Source organism: Oscillatoria sp. FACHB-1407 (assembly GCF_014697545.1).
In the GTDB taxonomy this organism is placed as follows: Bacteria; Cyanobacteriota; Cyanobacteriia; order Elainellales; family Elainellaceae; genus FACHB-1407.
The window spans coordinates 247,509-269,177 of record NZ_JACJSA010000005.1; the positions used below are offsets into that span (position 1 = coordinate 247,509).

General features: G+C 47.7%; 13 protein-coding genes. 7 read left to right on the plus strand and 6 right to left on the minus strand.

Translation table 11 applies throughout. The annotated features are described in order from the left end of the window. Window positions 1-878 precede the first annotated feature (878 nt). Together H6G89_RS10760 and H6G89_RS10765 are read right to left on the minus strand one after the other, a co-directional pair. Window positions 879-3,536 carry a CHAT domain-containing protein gene (locus H6G89_RS10760; protein WP_190505868.1) on the minus strand — a complete coding sequence of 886 codons (2,658 nt, stop codon included), beginning with the start codon at window positions 3,534-3,536 and terminating at the stop codon, window positions 879-881. After that, entirely contained in the window at window positions 3,488-5,341 is a 1,854-nt protein-coding gene (locus H6G89_RS10765) for a ShlB/FhaC/HecB family hemolysin secretion/activation protein (RefSeq protein WP_199336657.1), read from the minus strand. The genes H6G89_RS10760 and H6G89_RS10765 overlap by 49 nt, the downstream gene beginning before the upstream one ends. A 302-nt stretch (window positions 5,342-5,643) precedes the next feature. Between H6G89_RS10765 and H6G89_RS10770 the strand changes: the two genes are divergently transcribed. Next, window positions 5,644-8,025, plus strand: a complete 2,382-nt coding sequence (locus tag H6G89_RS10770) for a caspase family protein (RefSeq protein ID WP_190505870.1) — start codon at window positions 5,644-5,646, stop codon at window positions 8,023-8,025. Window positions 8,026-9,259: 1,234 nt separating this feature from the next. On the opposite strand, the gene H6G89_RS10775 is transcribed toward H6G89_RS10770, so the two are convergent. Together H6G89_RS10775 and rlmN are read right to left on the minus strand one after the other, a co-directional pair. Beyond that, on the minus strand, window positions 9,260-9,520 hold the full coding sequence (locus tag H6G89_RS10775; protein ID WP_190505872.1) for a hypothetical protein: 261 nt from the start codon (window positions 9,518-9,520) through the stop codon (window positions 9,260-9,262). Between the two features lie 143 nt (window positions 9,521-9,663). Beyond that, window positions 9,664-10,773 (minus strand): 23S rRNA (adenine(2503)-C(2))-methyltransferase RlmN, encoded by a 1,110-nt coding sequence (gene rlmN / locus H6G89_RS10780; RefSeq protein ID WP_190505874.1) that lies wholly within the window; start codon window positions 10,771-10,773, stop codon window positions 9,664-9,666. A 487-nt stretch (window positions 10,774-11,260) separates the two neighbouring features. Here rlmN and H6G89_RS10785 point away from each other — a divergent pair, with 487 nt between their 5' ends. The 4 genes from H6G89_RS10785 (at window position 11,261) to uraH (ending at window position 15,257) form a co-directional block, all read left to right on the plus strand. Then, window positions 11,261-12,286, plus strand: coding sequence for an aromatic ring-hydroxylating dioxygenase subunit alpha (locus H6G89_RS10785; RefSeq protein WP_309229775.1), 1,026 nt, complete (start codon window positions 11,261-11,263; stop codon window positions 12,284-12,286). 119 nt (window positions 12,287-12,405) lie between these two features. Then, the gene (hpxO, locus tag H6G89_RS10790) at window positions 12,406-13,566 is read left to right on the plus strand and encodes an FAD-dependent urate hydroxylase HpxO (protein WP_190505876.1); all 1,161 of its coding nucleotides are present in this window, start codon (window positions 12,406-12,408) and stop codon (window positions 13,564-13,566) included. A gap of 249 nt (window positions 13,567-13,815) precedes the next feature. Beyond that, window positions 13,816-14,895: an aromatic ring-hydroxylating dioxygenase subunit alpha gene (locus tag H6G89_RS10795; protein ID WP_190505878.1), complete on the plus strand. Its 1,080-nt coding sequence runs from the start codon at window positions 13,816-13,818 to the stop codon at window positions 14,893-14,895. Further along, complete coding sequence (gene uraH / locus H6G89_RS10800; protein ID WP_190505884.1) at window positions 14,895-15,257, plus strand: hydroxyisourate hydrolase; 363 nt, start codon at window positions 14,895-14,897, stop codon at window positions 15,255-15,257. The genes H6G89_RS10795 and uraH overlap by 1 nt, the downstream gene beginning before the upstream one ends. Before the next feature lie 25 nt (window positions 15,258-15,282). On the opposite strand, the gene H6G89_RS10805 is transcribed toward uraH, so the two are convergent. After that, entirely contained in the window at window positions 15,283-15,609 is a 327-nt protein-coding gene (locus tag H6G89_RS10805; protein WP_190505886.1) for a GRAM domain-containing protein, read from the minus strand. A gap of 87 nt (window positions 15,610-15,696) precedes the next feature. Here H6G89_RS10805 and H6G89_RS10810 point away from each other — a divergent pair, with 87 nt between their 5' ends. After that, window positions 15,697-16,320, plus strand: coding sequence for a trimeric intracellular cation channel family protein (locus H6G89_RS10810; RefSeq protein WP_190505888.1), 624 nt, complete (start codon window positions 15,697-15,699; stop codon window positions 16,318-16,320). A 264-nt stretch (window positions 16,321-16,584) separates the two neighbouring features. Beyond that, on the plus strand, window positions 16,585-17,085 hold the full coding sequence (gene uraD / locus H6G89_RS10815) for a 2-oxo-4-hydroxy-4-carboxy-5-ureidoimidazoline decarboxylase (protein ID WP_190505890.1): 501 nt from the start codon (window positions 16,585-16,587) through the stop codon (window positions 17,083-17,085). Between the two features lie 719 nt (window positions 17,086-17,804). Here uraD and H6G89_RS10820 read toward each other — a convergent pair. Further along, window positions 17,805-21,629: an AAA-like domain-containing protein gene (locus tag H6G89_RS10820; RefSeq protein WP_190505892.1), complete on the minus strand. Its 3,825-nt coding sequence runs from the start codon at window positions 21,627-21,629 to the stop codon at window positions 17,805-17,807. Window positions 21,630-21,669 lie beyond the last annotated feature (40 nt).

A 21,669-nucleotide genomic window follows, 5' to 3' on the forward strand; every position in this document is an offset into this window, starting at 1 on the left:
AACTTATTTCCTTAAAGCTGAAAGGTAGAGGGTTTAGCGTTCAACAAACGGAGCGAGAAACAAAAATGTGGCGGAAGAAACGAGGCAAAACGTTTAAGACATCAGAAGATGAGGTTCAAGAACGTATCCGGTCAATCGCTCTCGGAGGTATGATTTCTCCGCTAACAGCAACTCTCATTGGTGTATGACACATCGACCGTTTGCATTCCCAAATCCATCAGCATTTGCCGTGTGGCCCTCGTCTGAAAACTGCTGCAAACCGGATTTCTGGGATTACTCGGCAACCTAAACGAATGCCAATGCGTGAAAGCAGATGGCATTGCCCCAGTCAGCAGGTTCAGAGAGAAAGTAATTAATATCACAAGCAAACTACCTCATCTTCTTAGCAAGAGCGACATACACAGAGTCAGTAAATACACTGCTTTCCATGACAGCTTGAGTGTAATACGCCACACTTATTATCAAAAAACAAGTGTGCGATCGCTGAATTAAAGACGATCAAATTCAGCTAAAATGCTGATTACGCAATTCAAACTCATCATTCTTCCATCCCAGATAGATTGATGAAAGAGGATTTCAGACGCAGGCACAACAGAAAAGCCCCTTCCGTATCCAGTAGTTGAATGAAAAATCACTACTGCCAGGTGGAGTTCTCTTTAAATACACTCTGTTTTTGCAAAATAACGGACTGTAACCAAAAAGATGCCGTAATAACCCTGATGTCGAGAGTGTTATTTTTGATGTAAGTATATCGAATTTCAGTAAGTCTTGTAGATAAAGTTTACGCAAAGATTAATGTTTACACCCTAAGCAAGACAAGCAGTTGGAGTTCTTCAAAACCTCCAACTGTTGTAAGCCAAAAATCATGAAACACTAAATTACAACCAGTTACCAACAATGATGTAAGGTGCCCAGTAATAGGGATGCCTACGAAATTCAGGAACGGCAAGGATTTCCAGTTGAGCCTGTCGCAATGCCCCTGCTTTCGTTAAACCGCCGTTGATCAACCCGTCGTAAAATTTATCCATCAGCATGGCAGTTGCTGCATCATTGACTTGCCACAGCGTTGCCAACGTGCTTCTTGCCCCTGCTCTCACCGCCATTCCAGCAAGTCCTAACGCTGCCAGATTGTCACCTACTGCGGTCTGACACGCACTCAAGACCAGTAGTTGAATGGGATTGGTTTGGGTCAAGTCAGCGTTTTGCAGCAACCCGTTGAGTTGATTAATGTCAATTCGTCCATCCCAGGTCAAGATAAACGTTTGATCAAAGGTTGAGCCAAATTTGCCATGTGTTGCCATATGCACAATGGTGGACGGATTTGAGGTGATTGCATCTTTCAACTCAGGGCTTGTAAAGCTCTCATTCACCAACGTGCGGGTTGGAACCTCCTGCCCAATCCGTTCTAGCTCCGGTACAACATTGGGCAATGCCGGAAATCCCTGACGAGCCGCCGTCAATCCCGCGCCTAAAACACTCACCTCACCCCGTTCTAAAGGACGCGGATCTAAGAGTTGCAACCCCGGTGTGAGAGCTAAATCATATTTCTCTAAAAGGAACTTCTGTCCATCATTGAGCACTGCCATAGGCACGTTTCTGAGCGAACCATCCAGCACAAAGACCAGTGTTTTCACATCTGCGTCTGCCAATGTCGATTCTGCGGGACGCATGATCCAGTCGTACATCCGTTGAGCCAATGGCAGAAACGTACGACTCGTACGATTCGTGAGCGATCGCCGCAATTGAGCAATGGTTCTCTCTATCGTTGCCTTTGGTACTGAACTGGAATATCGTTGCAGGTCTTGCTGGGGCAACCGCAGGATCACTTCTAAGCGATCAGGCAACAGGATTGGGTAAATAACAGCCGCTTGTTGATCGATATTGTCAATATCAACCGGGGTCGCATCCAGACACGCTTCTCGAAAGAAGTTATCCAACTCTGCCAATTGCAACGACTCGATCACCTTGCGGGCTTTTTCAAGTTTTGCCTGACTGGGTTCACCTTGATTCGGGGTGAGCAGGAGGCTGACCAACTCTCGGTGAACAGGTTCCACTCCCTCTTGAAACGACAGTTGCACCTCTGGACTGATAGCCACTAAATCAGTACGGAGGGTTTGCAGACTATCCACAGCGGCACTGTAGGCAGCGATCGCCTCCTCGATTTTGCCTTCAGCTTTGAGCAACCGTCCCAGTTGCCACTGCCAGCGATAGGCAATGTCCAGAGCACGGGCATCCTGCGCTAACACAAGAGCCGATTCAGTCAGTTGTTTGGATTCTGACCACTGTTGGGTCTTCTCATACAAACTCCCCAAACTCCCTACAACAAAGGACTCTGCTCGTGGATTTTGCAGCGTTTGAGCCTGTTGTCGAGCCTCGCTGAGAATTTGTGCCGCCTGTAGAACCGACGGTTGCAGTGCTCTGGGTGTGGGAGTGCGATCGCTCAACTGCACCAGGCTTTGAGCAAAGTTCACCTTTGCATAAACGAGGGCTTGGCTGGGGGGCAGTTGATCCAGATTGGCTGCAATTTGAGGGACGAGAGATTGAGCCAGTTCATATTGTTCCACCTCAATGGATAAGCTGAGCCGATTCAGTCTTGCCTGCGTCTGTACTAACAGAGATGGGCTTTGAGATTCTGCCGATTGATAGAAATCCAGCGCAACCTGAAAATCACCTTGAGCACGAGCAGTATTTGCCAAACTGAGATAGGTCGCGCCGACTTGCTCCAAAATTTGCAGACGTTGACCGACCACTAAACTCTCGTTTAAGGCGGTTCGTGCCGCATCAAAGGCTCCAACATACTGTAAGGCATCTCCCAAACTGCGAAATGCAATGGCTTTGGTCGCCGAGTCGGGCTGTTGTTGCAACTGTTCTGTTAGCGGAGTGAGGGTAGCGATCGCCCGACGATAAAACCCCAACGATTGCAGAGCTTGTGCTTGATTCACCTGGCTCCGCAGCAAACCTTCCTGATCGTTTGACCGTTGATAGATGGCAGTCGCAGTTTCCCAGGTGGCAAGAGCCTCTTCCAGTTGCCCCTGATGCAGTTGCGCCAAGCCTTGCAAGTCCAGTAATCGCGCCTCAACGATTGAGCGATCGGGTTCACTGATCACGTCCAGTTGGTTAAAGCCAGTGGTCAGGGTTTGGTCTACGGCTGACCAATTGCCCAATGCCTGATAGACCAATGCCAGATTTCGCAATGCCATTACCTGTTGCACCGACTTGCCCTGTTGGGCGTAGCCTTGAATCGCTTGTTGGAGTGGGGCGATCGCCTCAGAGTACCGTTGTGCTTCGTAGAGGCGTTGTCCTTCCTGATCCAGTGCCTCCGGATTGTTAGAGGCTGACTGTTCGGTCATGCCAACCGCAGGATGAGTGGCGATCGTCGGAGCCACTACACACACCACAGTCGTCAGCAGAGCGATCACTAACAATACGGTGGCTCTACGTCTCAATCGCCAACTGGGTTTACGTGTCATTTGCGCTAAACCCTGACTTAAAACGGACTGTACACGATCGAGAAATAGACTCCGTTTTCTTGCCATGTGTCTCCCTCCTGGCTGACATCAACGAGTGGAATACCCCAATCAATTCGGGCAGTTAACGTATCTTGCATCTGCCACTGAAGCCCCAGTCCTGCTGACAGTAGCGTTCTCGGATCAGGTTGGGGATCATTTGCATTCCAGCCACTGCCAAAATCGATGAAGGGAACGATTTGCAACACTCCATCCAGACGGCGCGATCGCAAAATGGGCAAGCGCACCTCCGCCGAAACGAGCACTCCGTTATCGGTTAAAAGCGTGTCTTGACGATAGCCCCGCACTGTCGTTTGCCCACCCAAACCAAATTGCTCTAACGACACGAGGCTACTATCGGCTAACTGCACCTCTCCCCGCAATAAAAACAGCGTATCGGGAGCCAGGAGCCTTACCCACTGCCCCTGCCCTCGCCAGCTAAAGAAACGCCCATCGGGTCCAACCTCATTAACCGTTGCATCCAGAGCATCTAAGCCAAAGCTAAATTGAGAGCGGGCAGCCAAGACTTCTCGGTTGCCTCGGTGTGTCCAGTCCTGTGAGAATTGCAGGATCGATAGGCGAGTTCGCCCTTCGGCGTCAGATCCCGCGACCGGAAAGGGAATTGATTCGCCCACAATGTCTTCCAGATACTCGCTACGGCTTTCCTGGCGAGAGGCAGTCAAGCTCAGGGCAAATTCCTCAGTTGGTGTTTGTACGAGAGGTTGACGATAGGTGAGTTCGTAGTAGCGGGAGTCTGACTGGATATCGAGGACATTAAACGGTTCCTCAATGACCGAGCTATCGGCAATACCAACACTAAAACTCAACGTGCCATTGCGGGGATTGATCGGCACTGTGTAGAGCAAATCCGCTGCATTGCTACCTCTGGTGTTGGTGTAGCCCACACTGAGCGTATCCCCCACACCCAGCAAGTTCGCCTGGTTTACCTGCACACCTCGCCGCCAACTACCGACCGCAGGCGATCGCCCATTATTTGTCACGATTTGCAGACTAAAGGGATCAGCTTCTGTCACCTGCACATTCAAAATATTTGCCCCAGGACGGGGGCTAGAGGCTAACTCAGCGGTGATATTTTCAATTTGAGGTTCCAATTGCAGCAACCGCAAGCCCTCAACTAATTGATTCAAGTTGAAAGGGGTTCCTGCCCTGAGACGCAGGCGATCGCTCACATAACTGGGTCGCAAGCGGCGAGTACCCGTAATGTTGAACTGCTCAATTTCGCCTTCTACCACCTCGATTCTCAGAACCCCATCCACTGGGGTTTGCGGGGGAATGTAAGCTCCAGAGTTGATGTAACCGCGATCGACATACAGTTGCGTAATCGCCGATCGCACCTCTAACAGTTCTGCAAACGTTAGGCTCCGGTTTGCATAGGGAGCAGTCACGGTTGCCAACTCATCTGGGGTGAAGACGGTGTTGCCTATGATTTCAAACTCCCGGACAAACAACCTGTCCTCATCGGTCGTCGGGGGAGCAACTGGCTCCGGCAACGGAACTGGCGTTGGCACAGGTTGCAGCAATGTGTCGGGTGGTGGTAGTAGAGGCTGTGGTTCTGGTAGGCGATCGCGTGATGGGGGTCGAAGTGTATCTGGAGGTAAGGCTTGACCCAAGAGAATAGGGGCAGCACTGGCATCAGAAACAGAATGGATTATGGATGACCCCTCCACTCCAGCAGGGGTTGCAGGGCTTAGTTTTACGTTTCCTACAGGGGCAACGTCTGACACCTTGGAATATTCGGACAGTCTTGCCACATCGCTGATCTTGGGTAGGGTTGCCGCACCACAACTCTCTACCATACCTGCTACTAGCCCCATGGTTTCAAAAGCAACCCACACACCCCCGATACGGAACCATAAACCCCACTTTTTGACACCCACTGTTCACCCGTACTCCCGCTCTGATAAAGACTTGAATCTATTAAATTTTCTTGATTGATAAAAAATACTCTACGGGTTTAAGCATCTTTTTATACATCTCTTTAACATTTCATTAGATTCTAATTGGTTAGTGACTCGCTTCAACAAGTGATTTATTCAGAGGTCACGATGGGCGTACAGACGTACACAAGTTGCAATTTTGTGAGGAAGAGAGGCGAATTTAATGCTGAAATAGAAGCATGAGACAGACACGACGAGCTTTTCTTCAACAACTGGGAATGACGCTGGGTGCTCTTAGCTTCAGCGACCTGAGCTTGTCGGTACTAACCCGCTATCAGCAAGCCTTAGCACAGCCCACTCAGCGAAAATTGGCGTTGTTAGTTGGGATTAACCAATATCCAGAGCAGGTATGTGACTACGTCCCGGTGCGGGGGAATGCCTTGAATGGGTGTCTCACTGATGTCGAGTTGCAGCGAGAGCTATTGATCCATCGGTTTGGGTTTCAACCGAGTGACATTTTGACATTGACTGACCAGCAAGCCACTCGTCAGGCGATCGAAGAAGCGTTTGTGTCCCATTTGATTGAGCAAGCTCATGCGGGTGATGTGGTTGTGTTTCACTTCAGTGGCTTGGGCAGTCGGGTAAAAGTCGATGCCACAACGGATGCAATACAAAACAGCCTTGTCCCGATTGATGGAGTTTTGCCAACCGAGGAGAACCCAGCCATTCATGACTTGTTACTGGACACATTGAATTTGTTGGTGCGATCGCTCCCCACAGATCAGGTCACCACTGTCTTAGATTTGAGCTACGCCGATCTCAATAAAGTCACTCAGAACAACTTGCGCATCCGTTCTCGCCCCAGCACCCCCACAGGACAACTCAACGATCGGGAACTGGCATTTCAAGAGCAGCTTTTGAGCCGACTGAAACTCTCTCGTAACGCCCTTGCCAATCCACGTTTAGAGTATCCCGGCATCACACTGACGGCTGCTCGTAGCCAACAAGGGGCGATCGAGGCACAGTGGAGTGGCTTTAGTGCGGGGTTGTTTACCTACGCGCTGACTCAACAACTCTGGCAATCCACCCCTACGACCACCGTGCGGGTTACCTTTAATCAAGTCGTCCATCTGATGAACCAGAGTGCAGGCGACGAACAGCAACCTCAACTCAGTGGCGCGAAGGGTCAGGGTTCTGACACAGCTTATCACCTCGCCACGTTGACCCCTGCTGCTGATGGGGTTGTCACCGCGATCGAAGACGATGGCAAAACGCTACAGCTTTGGATGGGTGGCTTACAGAGCAGCGTGCTGGATTATTACGGCAGTAACACGGTATTGGCACTGGAACCCCAAGACGAATCGGTTGCGGTCACTGTCAGCGATCGCCCCCAAGACTCCACTCCACTATCTTCTGACTCTGAATTGTCAGCCTCACCCGCTTCAACAAGTCATTTATTACAGGTGCGATCGCGAGAGGGATTAATCGTCAGAGCACGACTCCTAAACCCCACTGCACCAATAACCCCAACAGTCGGTCAGTTTGTGCGGGAAACTGTGCGCCTGTTGCCTCGTAATATCAGCCTCGGCATCGCTCTCGACTCAACCTTAGAGCGGATTGAGCGCGTGGATGCGACCAGTGCCTTTGCGGCGGTGCCCAAGGTGTCAACCGTCGTGGGTGCAGAGCAACCGGCCGATTATGTTTTTGGTCGAGCGATGCCCGATGCCCAGACGGTTGCGACTGATTTAAGCCATTCATCGGACGTGCATCTTGCGGGAGTGATGCCCAATAGCGATGTCTCCCCTAAAGGGAAGTATGGACTGTTTAATTTGGGACGGGCGGCTATTCCCAACACACTCATTCAAGGGGATGAAGCTGTTAAAACGGCTGTCAACCGTCTGACGCCTCAGTTGCGATCGCTCCTGGCGATGAAACTGTTGCGGTTAATCCATAATTCGGATTCCTCTCGGTTGGGAGTGCGGGCAACCCTGGAAGTCATTGCTCCCCAAGAGCAAATCATTGCCCAACAAGAGAGTAGCCGTGCCCCTTGGACTTTGCCCCAAAGCAAGTTAGCGCAGCGTTTGACACCCGATAGCAGCATCCCAACGATCGCCATTGGTAGCCACGTTCGATATCGCTTGCAAAACTACGGCGATCGCCCGGTGTACTTCACGTTGTTAGGTACAGATACTCGCAGTGGTGCGATCGCCCTGTACCCACTATCGCCTACAGAGATAGATCAGCCCGACCTCCAAAACAAAATTGCTCCCGGAGAGACCGTGCTGCTTCCTCCTCCTGCACCTGCCCCTGCATGGGTGATCAACGGTCCCGCAGGCTTGACCGAAACCCATCTGGTATTCAGTCGTGCCCCATTGACGCAATGCACTGCGATGCTGGATACAGCTGTTGGTTCTAACAATACGGTCTATCGAGTGGGGGCACTGGCGAATCCCTTAGAGGTTGTTCACGCTCTGCTACAGGACTTACATCAAGCCAGTGTGGCAGTACGAAGCACGTCTCCCTCTGGGGCGATCGCCCCCGTGATTGACCCACCCTCAGATGCTTATCTGTTGAGCGTCGATGTCTGGGCAGGGTTAAGCTTTGCCTATCGAGTGACGTAGATATCGACTGACGTAGACTATCGACTGACATAGATGTTCGTGTAGCGGCGGTTGCAACCGTTAAAGCTATATTGAATCCACGATCCTGATCTCAACTCAAGTTTAATAGTGTTCCAAACCTGTTGATAGCCTCTGTAAGAACCTCCTGTAGTCTCTCTGGGTAAGGAGGACGGCGACAGCCGGGGGGCACTAGCAACAGATTTAACCCATTACCCTCAAGTTTTTACACTCGTAGAAGTGCTAACCATGCAAACTGAGCTTAAATTAACCTAAAGTTCAGAGAAAAGTGACAAGCTGTGCCATTAAATAAGTGGGTACTTTAGACAGGTAACCTTTTTAACACAACAATAATTTATCCGTGCTCCGTATTGCCTCAAATGCTGTCCATCTGTTATGGCCGTAGCGACACTTGATGGGGCGAAGGCGAGTCAGAAAGCTCTCTAGAATTAGTGTTTGAGCCATTGCCTTTGTCCTAAGCTTTCTGACCAGAGCTATATTTTCTTGAAAACCTGCCTTTACAAGATCAAGCAAACGTAAGTAGACACGGATTCAATAACAAATCTTTTATACTTGGCGATTGAAATCGCAGCTATAGGAGCAACATCAGCTCAGCTTCAGCAAAAGAGTGACGTTTATTTAACTCACTCAAGCCCCATATTTGGCTCTAGTTTGAGTCACATTTCGTGCTGAGAAACTGTTAGCAATTTATTCTCAAAGTTGATCCATATTCAACTCGAAAAAAGAGTGAGATAGATCACAAAAACAAAATGAATCTAATCAAGATTAATTAAAGATCGACGTTTTTGTGACAAAAAAATTTTTCACGATCTATACCCTGCGGCGGTTGTGGTTAGATGACCACCATATTATCGAAAGCGGGGATCGCTCATCAGACAAGCGATCCCCGTTCAAGTTTTATTATTCTCACGTTGCCAGTATTTAGGAAAACTGACATAATAATTAGAAATGTTGACCAACCTTTCTAATTATTATTCTATGCGAGGTTGGTTAATTAAAATACATTTTTGTTCCCTTTGTAACCATAAAACTTACATTTCTAAATTTGGTGTAACAAATGACCACAACTCATTTTCTCGAAAGCAGATTAGAGCAAGAGGCTTTTAAGATGCAAAATATACAATCAATTTATTGTCCAAATTGTGGCAGTTCCGCAGAACGTCACTATTTATCTGCCAGAGCTATGGTTCGCACGCAATGCCCAAGCTGTGACTACTTACTCATCACCTGTTCTCACACAGGTAATGTTGTAGAAGCTTATGCTCCCGGCATTCCGTTTCACCGTTAGAGCCATTCTCGATTCAAGGAGCATGAAGCGATTGAGATGCCATTTTCTGAGTAACGTGAATTCGGGATCAGGATTTTGGCGGTTGAAACCGCAACTGGATGAACAAAACCGACCTGCGTCGGTTCGTCTAAACCCTGGGTTTTCAATAGCTCGCAACGGCAAACCTGGCTCCAGTAGCCAAGAATTCATTTACCAGAGTCTTAACCCACACCACGGTGATTGACAGGTTAGGGGTCGAGGGATAAGGGAGTAGAGGGATAGCTGAAGGGTAACTTCGGTAGCTACTCACTCCTCTACCCCTCCACGATTCTTTGAGGGGTGTTTCACTCTATCTAGGCAGAAATTTTGATTTGAGACGCCCGCAATTGCCCACAAGCTGCATCCGCCTCTAACCCTCTAGAGCGGCGAACGCTGACAGCAATATGACGGTCTTGCAATGCTTTAACAAACGCTTGAATGCGACGGGGCGTAGGACGTTCGTAATCTACTTCCTTAATGGGATTGTAGGGAATCAGATTGACGTGGCTCTGAAAGCCATGTAACTCCTGTGCCAGTTCGTCGGCATGTTCTGGGCGATCGTTCAAGTTGCCCAACAGAATGTATTCAAAAGTGACTCGTCGCCCAGTCTGTTTAACATAGTCCCGGCACTCTTCCAGCAAGGCACTGAGGGGATAATGGCGAGCACTGGGGATGAGTTGTTCTCGTAATGCCTGATTGGGAGCATGAAGACTAATTGCCAGAGTGGCTTGCAGGTGTTGGTCAGCCAATCGGCGAATGTGACCGGGGATGCCTACAGTCGATATGGTGATAGAACGTTGCCCAATGCCGACATCGGTGTTGAGCGATCGCACGGCGACTAATACGTTTTCTACGTTTAACAGAGGCTCTCCCATGCCCATAAACACAATGTTGCTGACCCGTTGCCCAAAATCCTCCTGCACGGTCAATACCTGATCAACAATTTCGTGGGTTGCCAGGTTGCGGATAAATCCTCCCTTACCCGTAGCGCAAAAGTCACACGCCATCGGGCAACCTACTTGAGAAGACACACACACCGTTAACCGCTTCTCTGTAGGAATCCCAACGGTTTCAATAATTTGCCCGTCCTGCATTCGCAACAAAAACTTGACCGTACCATCCGGTGCTGCTGAACGGTAGTGGAGTTGCGATCGCCCAATGGGAACCTCTGCCACCTGCGATCGCCACTGTTTTGAAAATACCGAAATATCTGCCAGCGATCGCGCCCCCTGTTGATAGATCCACTGGTGCAACTGTTTGCCGCGATAGGCGGGTTGTCCTTGCTGCTGCACCCACTCGGTCAACTCCGCCAGCGACAACCCTAACAGAGGTTTGACTCCACGGGCTTGCGTGGGGGAATCGCTCTGTGTGGGTGCATCACTTCTAGATGCATCAGTTTGGTTATGGGAACTGGTCGCTGTCATGGGTCGTTATTAATGCCTCAATCTACTATCTTAAGCCGTGATTTGAAGGATGAGGTGCAACGATGCACAGAGGGGTGCATCTGGCAGACTAAACCCAGCGAATGAATTCGCGGCGATTAGAGCGAAGCCCGCCGACGCGGACTGAGGTTTTGACCCAGGCAGAATCGGTCTGCCACCTTCTCTCAACATACAAGGCAGGTTTTGTTCTGGTCGCTGCGGTTTTAACCGCCACTCCCCTCAGCGTCAGATGCACCCTGCACAGAGCTATATGTTTTGGGGGGAGGTTGCGCGTTCTTTCCCAGGGTTGCAATGTATGCCGATGTGCATCAGTACTCATTGTGGAGGAACCAACAACAAACCCGTCATACAGCAAACTGTGTGCTCAAATACAGTTTTTATCTCTATATCCTGAATACTGTATACAATCAAAGCATTAATGGTAATGTAAACCTTGAATGCTTTGATTCAGATACTTCAATCAGATCCAGTGAATACCTCTCGACCCTCCTATGCAACCCATGGCTTGAGCGATCGCGTGCTGGTCAATGACTGGCATGTGGTGGCGATCGCCGATGCGGTGCAACCGGGTCAGGTTCTTCCTGTTCGACTGTTGGGGGTGGATCTGGTCGTGTGGCGTGGTGGTGAAACGGGGGTGTTAGCCTGGAGCGATCGCTGTCCCCATCGCAGCATTCGCCTGTCAAGTGGGCGCGTCGAGGGCAATACGTTGGTCTGCCCCTATCACGGGTTGGCGTACAACGAACAGGGGCGATGTGTGAATGTGCCCGCTCATCCCGACTACGTTCCGCCCCCACAAGCCTGTATACCCACTTATCGTGTACAGGAACGGTATGGACTGATTTTTGTCTGTTTGGGCGAACCTGAACACGATATCCCTGCGTTTTGGGAGTGGGACGACCCCAACCATCTCAAGTTTTTGTCGGGACCGCACTACTGTCGCTGTGGCGGATTTCGGGCGATCGAAAACTTTCTGGATCTGGCACACTTGCCCTTTATACACGCAGGTATTTTGGGTTCTCCTAACAAAGCGGTGATGCCGGATTATCAGGTTTTGGTGGATGAAAACGGCATTCAGATGGCTGATATTCAGATCTGGCAATCTGATCCGGTCGGGGTTGGGCACGGAACGATCGCCCACTATCACTACTGGGTGTTTCGTCCGTTGACAGCATACTTGCAGAAGGAAACCCCCGACGGGCAGCGACTCACCATCTGGTATGCCGTCACTCCGGTCAGTGAAGAAGAGTTCATCGGGTGGATGTGGGTGGCGGTTAATTTTGGGGATGCCAGTCAAATTGACGAGATGCGATCGTTTCAAGACAAGATTGTGCGTCAAGACCTGATGAACCTAGAGCAACACAACCCCAAACAGTTACCACTGCATCCCCAGGCAGAGTTTCATTTACCGTGCGATCGCGGTTCTCTCGCCTATCGCAAGTGGCTCAAAGCGTTAGGAGTAACCTATGGCGTCATAGAGAGTGAGGTGCGGTATTAACAATTCAAAATGAACTGGCAATGCATTCAGTATTCAACGATTCAAACGACTGAGATAAACCACAATATCGTTTATAGAGCAACCGACTTGATCACATTTATCAGGTAATTCAAGCAATTATGTATCACCTTAAGGTTGTCATTATTGGTGCGGGTATCGGCGGGTTAACCACTGGAATCGCCCTTCGTCAGGCAGGTTATGACGTTGAGATTTACGATCGCGTCAGTCAGTTGCGTCCAGCAGGAGCAGGCATCTCGCTCTGGTCAAATGGGGTTAAGGTGCTGAATCGGTTGGGGTTGGGTGACAAGATCGCCAAGATTGGGGGGCAAATGGATCGGATGCAATACATCCGCTACACAGGTGAGTTGCTCAACGATATTGATCTGTATCCCTTAATTGAAACCGTGGGTCAGCGTCCCTATCCCGTTGCTCGAACCGACTTGCAGCAAATGTTGTTAGAAGCGTTTCCGGGAGAAGTCCAACTCAACTCCAAATGCATCGGTGTAGAACAGGATGGTCAAAGTGTCACCGCCATTTTTGAAAACGGACATCGAGCTACGGGTGATTTGTTGATCGCGGCAGATGGCGTTCGCTCGATCATCCGCAACCAGATTTTAGGTGAACAGATTCACCCCCGCTATGCCGGATATGTCAACTACAACGGATTGGTGCCTGTCAGCGATGACCTGGGTGACAAGAACTCCTGGAGTATCTACGTCGGTGAACATAAGCGAGTTTCCATGATGCCAGTGGGGGGCGATCGCTTTTACTTCTTTTTCGATGTTCCCATGTCTAAAGGAACAGAACCCCATCCTGACGGCATTCAAGTCGAACTAACCAACTCCTTTCAGGGGTGGTGTCAACCTGTGCAAACGCTGATCCAACGGTTGAATCCGACTCAAACGAATCGGTTAGAGATTCACGATGTAGAACCCTTTCAACAGTTTATGCAGGGCAGAATCGCATTACTGGGTGATGCAGCCCACAGCACAACTCCAGATTTAGGACAGGGTGGGTGTCAGGCAATGGAAGATGCGGAGGTGTTGACGCGCTATCTCCTGACCACCAACTTAGGTGTGGCGGATGCCCTCAAACGCTATGCTGCCGAACGCGCCGAACGCGCCAATGCCATCGTCCTCAAAGCCCGCAAACGCGCCGACCAGATTCACGGCAAAGACCCCGACATCACCGAAGCCTGGTATGCTCAACTGCAAAGTGAACCACCGGATGCAGTGACGGGAGCGATCGCCAAAACCATCTTAGGAGGACCGTTACGGTAGAAAGGATAAACGATAAAGGATAAACGATAAAAGAAGGATAAACGATAAAGGATGAAGGGTAAAACTAATATCTTATAATCGCCCAACCTTATCTTCTCTAACTCTTTCTTTTTATCCCTTATCCTTTATCCTTCAGCCTTTATCTTGCGAGTTTCTTCTCTAATTTCTCTCCCCTTTCATCCTTTAGCCTTCATCCTTCAGCCTTTTCTTTCTTCTTTTTTCCCTTTTCTTTTTTCCTTTTCTCTGCCTATGCTAGTCACCAAACAACCTGTTTTTCAACGTTTCTGGTATCCCGTGATTCCTGTTGAGCAATTAGCCGATGGTCCCCAAGCCTTTGAGTTATTGGGGCAACCAATTGTGTTATGGCTCGATGCCGATGGCAAACCTGCGGCAGTGCGCGATCGCTGTTGTCACCGCACAGCAAAGCTGTCGTTGGGTAAGGTGAACGATGGCAAACTGGCGTGTGCCTATCACGGGTGGGAATTCAATGGCAGTGGTGCCTGTGTCCACGTGCCGCAATCCAAGGATGGTTCCATTTCTCCCAGCTATAAAGTCACGGCTTATCACTGCACTGAGCGATATGGTTATGCCTGGGTGTGTTTAGGGGAACCTCTGATGGATATTCCCAACATCGCAGAAGCCTCTGATCCCTCGTTCCGATTGATCCACGAATTCTACGAACCGTGGAACTGTGCCGGGTTGCGCGTGATGGAGAATGAATTGGATTTAGCGCACCCCACCTTTGTTCATACCACCACCTTTGGCAGTGAAGAGCACCCAACACCCGATTTTGTAGAAGTCACTGAAACCGAGTTGGGAATTCATGTCAGTGCCACACTGGGAGTCGTGAATCCCGCTCTACAAAAACAAAATCTGAAGATGGAGGATACGATTACCTATCGCACGTTAGATATGGATTGGATGATGCCATTCACAATTCGCTTGCGAATTAACTATCCCAATGGAATGTCTCACATCGTTGTGAATACGATGACTCCCATCAACGACTCTACTTCTCAAATGGTGCAGTTTTGTTTACGCAACGACACCGAAGCTGACACAAAAGCGAGTGATGTGATTGCATTCGATCGCGCTGTGACATTAGAAGACAAACGCATCTTAGAATCAACCGATTATGATGTGCCTCTTGCTCTCAATGCAGAAGAACATATGTTCACAGATAAACCTGGAATTGTAATTCGTAAGAAGATTGCAGCACTGCTAAAAGCACATGGAGAAGTTGAACAGACGAATCATACCTATGCGAACGATATCTCTTTATCGAGTCGGAGTGAAGTCAGCGAAACACGAGTCAAACAGTTGATTTAATGTCAGGCAAATTAACAACTCACGTTCTGGACACTGCTCATGGATGTCCTGCTGTTGCGATGACCATTGAGTTGTGGGCGATCGATACGCAATCCCAGCATAAGCAACTACTCAAAACCATTCAAACCAATGCGGATGGAAGGAGCGATCGCCCCCTTTTAGCTGACGGTGAATTGCAAGTCGGTGTCTATGAATTGGTGTTTGCAGTGGGTGACTACTTCGCTCAACGAGGTGATACCTTACCACAACCTCCTTTTCTCGATCGCATCCCCATTCGCTTTGGCATTGCCGATCCAACCGCTCACTATCACGTCCCATTGCTGGTGTCCCCCTGGTCTTACAGCACCTATCGCGGCAGTTGATAGAGTTTCTTAGTTACCAGGATCTTTAACCTCGTTGTGCTGTGATTGCAGACAGCCATTCATTTCGGTTAAACACTACCAGGGCATAAATTTGATTGTCACTCGTTGATACAGAGATGGAATTGGGAAGCAACGGAATGATATTGAGAAATTTGGTCCAACAGGCTTTCACACTCACAATCTTAGAGATAGGGATAATCACGGCTCCCGTTTGGACGTTGAGTCGATGGGACTCGAAGACTAGCCGCTGATTTGTCAGATATAACTGTCCACCAACCGTTTCAATACCTCGCTGAAGGTTAGCACCACCCTGTTTAATGAGCCGCTCGTCTATCTGGAATGGAGTCTTCATATAAGCAACTATGCTGTATTTTGGAATCCTGTCATGTCTAACACACTTTAGTATTTTATAAGTTCACTGATTGGGAAATCTTTAGGCGTGATTTTCTACTTATTGGAGCTATTGGGAGTAGCAGTTTTTGCGGTTAGCGGTGCCTTAGCCGCAGGTCGTAAAAGCCTTGACTTACTGGGGGTTTTTGTGATTGCGGTTGTCACTGCGATCGGTGGTGGAACCCTGCGCGATGTCTTGCTCGATCGCCACCCAATTTTCTGGATTGAAAATCCGCTCTATCTAATTGTTATTTTAATTGCGGCTGCTCTAACCTTGGTCTACACTCAATTTCGCCAACCTCCTAATCGAGCTTTGCTGATTGCCGACGCTTTAGGACTGGCTCTGTTTGCCATTAGCGGTGCTCAATTGGCAGAACAGGCAAACTTACCTGCCATCATTGTGGTCTTGATGGGAACCATCACAGGTGTTGCGGGGGGCGTAATTCGCGATGTGATTCTCGCTGAAATTCCCCTGATTCTGCGTCGAGGCAACATCTATGCCACAGCCGCGATCGCCGGAATCATTGTCTACCTCATCCTACAAGGAATTGGGGTCAATCGCTCCATCGCTTCTCTGGTTGGTATGACGGCGATCGCCACCCTGCGATTGATCGCTATTACCTGGGGCATTACGTTACCAGTGTATAGCCTGCCCAATCATGGGGAAGAGTGAGGAGGGGAAGAATGAAGCATGAAGAATGAAGAGTGAAGGATAAAAGAAAAAATGCGGCGTTGCTGATCTTGGGGATGAATGAGTCGCGAGCAAGATGCTCGCACTGGTTTAAACGATTCACCTGAAAGGAGTGTGAGCGTCTCGCTCACGTCTGTGTCAAAATAATCATCCCTCTATTTAGCAACGCCAAAAATGCAATTAATCGCCAATTGTGAATGGTCATTGATTCATTGTTAATGTGTACCCCCCACTCCCGGTTTCCCTATGTCCTATTCCATTGCTGACCTGAATGCCATAAGCCAGACTGATTTTGTTGCCGCAATCGGAGATGTGTTTGAACATACCCCTGCGATCGCCGCTACGGTCTGGAATCATCGCCCTTTCAACAATGTCAACCACCTGCATCAAACGTTGGTGATGGTGATGCATCAACTCAGTCGGGCGGAGCAACTGGCACTGATCCAGGCACATCCCGATCTGGGAAGTAAGGCCAAGATGGCAGAAGCCTCGGTTCAGGAGCAAATTGGAGCCGGATTAAATCACCTGACTCCGGATGAATACGAACGGTTCTTGCATCTCAATCAAGCCTACAAAGACAAGTTTGGCTTTCCGTTTATCATTGCCGTCAGACACCACACAAAAGCCAGTATTTTAGAAGCGTTCGATCGCCGCCTGTTGAACTCCGTTGCCGTAGAAATGCAGCAAGCCCTCACCGAGATTGCTGAAATTGCGCGATTTCGACTCCTGGATCGGGTGATTGCCTAGAAGACTGAGCTACCAATTTCAACCCATGGCGGCATTGCTGAATGCAGATATGATTCCCGAAAACTGACCACTGATGTACGGGCGTTTCGCGAAACGCCCCTCCGAAATTCCTATGCTGGATCAGCAAGACCTCAATAGCATGGATTCCTCTAGCTCTTCCTACACGCTCTTCTATCCGCAAAATGGATTCTTTGTGCGGGGGCGATCGCTACCCTCCAATTAATTGCTATCATCTGGGAGATCACACTACCTGTGTACATTCTGCCTAATCAGGAAGAGTAAAAAGGTGAAGAGTGAAACATGAAAAGGGTAAAGGATTGCGTCAGAATTCAAACTTGAGGGGAAGTTGCCACCAAGTTGGCTAGTTTCAGCTACTAGCCTTAGTCAGTTGGAATGACCCCGTATCATCAACCCTTAAGAAGAACCAGAAGCAACGACTGTAAGCACCCCTACTTTCGGTGTTTGAGCCAAATCAGCAAACTGTGAAATTGCAGTCAGAAGAAGGAGTAGGAGACGGTTGCGGTGGTGGAGAGTTTTGATTAATAGAGAGTGCATCTATAGCCGATGCTCCAGCTACTATTGCAATAAGAGTAGCAGTAATAAATAGTACTTTGCGATTCATATAGGTTTACCTCCTTGAACAATTATTTAGATTGCAGTTATCAAAATCTACATTGCTCGGTCTAAGAATTCAGCACAAACAACTGATAATCTCTATTTCATTGCCTCTCGCTATTTTGGTCAAGGGGACTCGTGACAGTATTTTGATACATCTCTAGTTGCCGCTCTGCCTCTTCCAATAGCTCATTCAAATCTTTAATAAGCCAAATTTTTACAGTACCGTCCCTTGAAGCACTAGCAATTTGTCTTCCATCTGAGCTGAAGCTAATATCGTAGACTGACCTATTACCGTGACCTTTAAACTCTGCAACCTTCTCTCCTGCTAAATTCCATAGTCGAACTTCCCCATTCCGGGAGGCAGTTGCAATGCGAGTTTGATCTGGGCTAAACACAGCACTAAAGATAGCATCTTCGTGAGCTAGGATAGACCATTTTGGGCGACCATTTAAATCCCAGAATGTGAGTTCACCATCTCGTGTAGCAGTCACTACCGATTGTCCATCAGGGCTAAAATTAGCACTGAAAACTTGAGTAGGCTCTTTAGCAGCTTGAGTAGACCCTTGCGAAACATTAGTAGTAGTACTCATTCCATCATAATGGCGTAGCGTTACCTCCTCCGTTAAAGTATTTCTTGGCTGATTCCAGAAAAAGAGTCGTCTCTCTGACCAACTCCAAATTTTGGCAGTACTGTCTTGAGACGCTGTCACTAATCTTTGACCGTCAGGACTAAATCTAATACTAAAAATTCTATTATCATCATTATGTGCTCTTTGGGGTTCTATGATGAATTTCCCTTGTTGTATGTCCCAGATACCAATGTAACCTTTCAAAAAAGCGATCGCTAATTTACCATCTCGATTGATATCAATACTCGATATATCGCCTAATTTTTCTGCATTCCATTCAATTTGAAGATTTTCCTGCTGCTCAAATCTCTTCTCTAAAAAATTCCACAGTTTCACCTCATTATCATTTGATACAGAAACTAACCACCCTTCTGTCTCAGAACTTCCTCTGAAACTAAAGCTGATGTTTCTTGTCTTGTCACTGCCTGGAAGGAAATTTCGTTGAGGTGTATGTTGTAAGTTTTCCCAATCATCTATCCCTTCAGATGACGCAGTAATGAGATTGTTTACTGAGATAAATCTCACCCCCACTACAGGGGGAATAATTTCTCGATTTGTCTCTGGATCAACCTGTCGTTCAGTTACAGTTATATCTTCTGACCATTCTGGTTGATTACTAGTATCCCAAAACCTAATTGTTCCATCATTTGATGCAGTGGCTAACTGCGAATTATCTGGGTTAAAGCCTAAAGCCACCACCTCTTCTTGATGTCCTTCAAGCATTAATGGTGGTTCACTGTTCCTGTCCTCAATCTGTTCAACGTTCCATACACGAGCCGTACTGTCCGCAGAGACAGCCGCAACTTGGTTACTGTTTTGGTTAAACTCTATCTGCCAGGCTCTTTCATCAAACCCGACCAATTCTGCTACTAAAGCATCTGTTCTTCCTTGCATCAATGCCTGCAAATCCCAGAGTTTCGGTACACATTCTCGTGCAGATGCAGTAGCTAACCATTTACCGTTATCACTATCACTCAAACTAGTAATTGATTGAGTACTCAGTTTTAAGGGTTCAGAAGATGCAACAATAGTTTGACCATCCATTCTCCAAAAGCGGATTGTTCCATCACTTGAACCTGTGATTAATATCTTGTTATCTTGACTAAAAGTAACGCTTGTAAAGCGAACTGTCTGTTGAGTTGTTTGAGCAATTTGTTCTCCCTGTAAATTCCAGATCCGAATGCTTCCATCCCAGGAGGCAATTGCTATTTGTCCATCTTTGCTTACATCGACTGGATTAAAAATTAGAGCAGGGCTTTGAGAGTTGGAAGGTGGGTTACAAGCTGAAAATGTAGATTGATTTGATGGGTTTGGGGAAAATCCTGAGTTTCGTATTGAACCTTCCTCAGTAGGGCTGTCTGGATTAGTTAACAATTCGTTCAAGTCCCAAATTCTGATGTCTCCACTCCTTGAAAGCGTGATTAATTTTTCTCTACCTTGCTCATCTTTTGTGAATTGTGTCTTATAAACATCGAATTGATTACTCGTTGTTTGAACACCTCTTACTGGAATTAATTGTCTTTCATTAGTAGATAAATTCCATAAAAGAATGTGTTCGTTTGATGCACCAGCAGCCAAATACTTGCCATCTGAATTAAAACTTATGCTGTAGAAAGTGCCATCTCTAAACTCAGATGATAAATCACTAATTTTTAATCTATTTAACTCTCGAATCTTAAGAAGATTTTGCTGAAGAGCAAATAACAAATTGCCAGGAATGGATAAGAAGTCAGATGAGCTATATTGTTCTTGCCACTCTCTACCAGCTCCTAACGATTTATAAAGTGCTTCTAACTGCTGATCACCAAGGAATAACCGCTGAGCTTCTATTCCTTCGCCATTTAATTGAGCTCTAAATCCTTTGGATTCGGCTTCTATTTTTGCACGGAAAGCAAATATAGCTGCACCTCCAACTATTAGAGATACAAGTGCAAGACCTTGTAGAAACGTGAAAAGAACCTTTTGAAAATGTTTAAGAGATTTGTTCTTTTGCTCATAATCATTCTTAGCTTCAGTGAGGCTAGCCAAAAAGAACTGAAAATCTTCAGAGGCGAGTGTACGTCTGCCTAGTTTCTCTAAGTTATCCTTTAAATCTTTGTCACGTAGTAAATAAGCTTTATCTTCTTTTGATTCGAGCCATTGTTTTAGCTCATCAGCGTAAGGGCGCAGTTTCTCCAGTTCGTTTTCGATCCAGGGTTTGTCAAAGACAGCCTCGTAGATGCGGTTTGCAACCCTCAGATGTCCGTCTCGCAAAACAACAAGTCCCGACAGCCGTAGCTCCATGCGATCGATGTAGTCAAGATCGTCTTCATTAATGCCCTCGTGCGTCAAAATTTGTCTGTAAATATCTAATAGGCGGGTGGCACGGGTTTCATTGATCAAGATGCGATCGCGCACAGTTTTTAAGTGCGGTGGATCATCATTGGATTGCCAATTCTCAATAACTTGCTCGTTGATCAGTTGCTCAACCCATTCAGTTTCTTTGCCAGTAGGAACTGAGGCTTCGGTAGATTGAATCAATCTACAAATCTTTTGGGTAAGAAAGGGTTGCCCACCTGTCCAGGAGAGAACAGCTTCTAATAATTTTTCTGGTTGAGGCGATTGGTTGGCTAGCCCGTGTGCCAGAGGCTTAGCCGCAGGCATAGTGAATCCTGTCAAATCAATGCGATTGCCGATATTAAATGCGGTAACCGATTTGTCATCAATCAGGTCAGACGGAGTTGTTACTCCAATCAAAACAAAACTCAGGCGTTTGTACTCCGGCTCATCCACCGATCGCTGATAACACGATCTGATCCAGCTAATGAAATCCCTCGAAAACTTGAGCCGCAAAATACTATCGATTTCATCTAGAAAAATAACAATCTTCTGTTGAACTTTTGCGAGTAAAACAGAGGAAACAAATTCATCCAGCAATGCTTGGGGATCAAGATCTGTTCTTTCCTTACACCAATCTCTTACCCAAAGACTACTATCGCGATCGCTCAGGTGGAGACGCTCTACAATTCTCCTGAGTAACCCCATATACCATTGTTTAGGGGTAATCTCTTCACCCGTTCCTAACGCACTTAAATCAATATTGACGCACGCCCATCCCTCATCCTGAAGTCGACTCATTACTCGGACTCTCAGGCTTGATTTACCCATTTGCCTAGCATTGAAGACATAGCAGTATTCTCCTGCCTGTAGCTGCTTATAAAGTTCAACATCGGCTTGTCGTTCTATGTAAGTTGGGTGGTTAATCGGCAAACTGCCACCTACGGCATAAGCATAGGACTGCTGCATGTCTTCGCTCATAAAATACCTCTGAAAATCTTATTGACTGCAAGTTGCAGAT

Bases quoted from the DNA above. Each gene is read 5' to 3' on its own strand.
- H6G89_RS10760 (WP_190505868.1), bottom strand. From the start codon at position 3,536: ATGGCAAGAAAACGGAGTCTATTTCTCGATCGTGTACAGTCCGTTTTA.
- H6G89_RS10765 (WP_199336657.1), bottom strand. From the start codon at position 5,341: ATGGGGCTAGTAGCAGGTATGGTAGAGAGTTGTGGTGCGGCAACCCTA.
- H6G89_RS10770 (WP_190505870.1), top strand. From the start codon at position 5,644: ATGAGACAGACACGACGAGCTTTTCTTCAACAACTGGGAATGACGCTG.
- H6G89_RS10775 (WP_190505872.1), bottom strand. From the start codon at position 9,520: ATGAATTCTTGGCTACTGGAGCCAGGTTTGCCGTTGCGAGCTATTGAA.
- rlmN (WP_190505874.1), bottom strand. From the start codon at position 10,773: ATGACAGCGACCAGTTCCCATAACCAAACTGATGCATCTAGAAGTGAT.
- hpxO (WP_190505876.1), top strand. From the start codon at position 12,406: ATGTATCACCTTAAGGTTGTCATTATTGGTGCGGGTATCGGCGGGTTA.
- H6G89_RS10795 (WP_190505878.1), top strand. From the start codon at position 13,816: ATGCTAGTCACCAAACAACCTGTTTTTCAACGTTTCTGGTATCCCGTG.
- uraH (WP_190505884.1), top strand. From the start codon at position 14,895: ATGTCAGGCAAATTAACAACTCACGTTCTGGACACTGCTCATGGATGT.
- H6G89_RS10805 (WP_190505886.1), bottom strand. From the start codon at position 15,609: ATGAAGACTCCATTCCAGATAGACGAGCGGCTCATTAAACAGGGTGGT.
- uraD (WP_190505890.1), top strand. From the start codon at position 16,585: ATGTCCTATTCCATTGCTGACCTGAATGCCATAAGCCAGACTGATTTT.
- H6G89_RS10820 (WP_190505892.1), bottom strand. From the start codon at position 21,629: ATGAGCGAAGACATGCAGCAGTCCTATGCTTATGCCGTAGGTGGCAGT.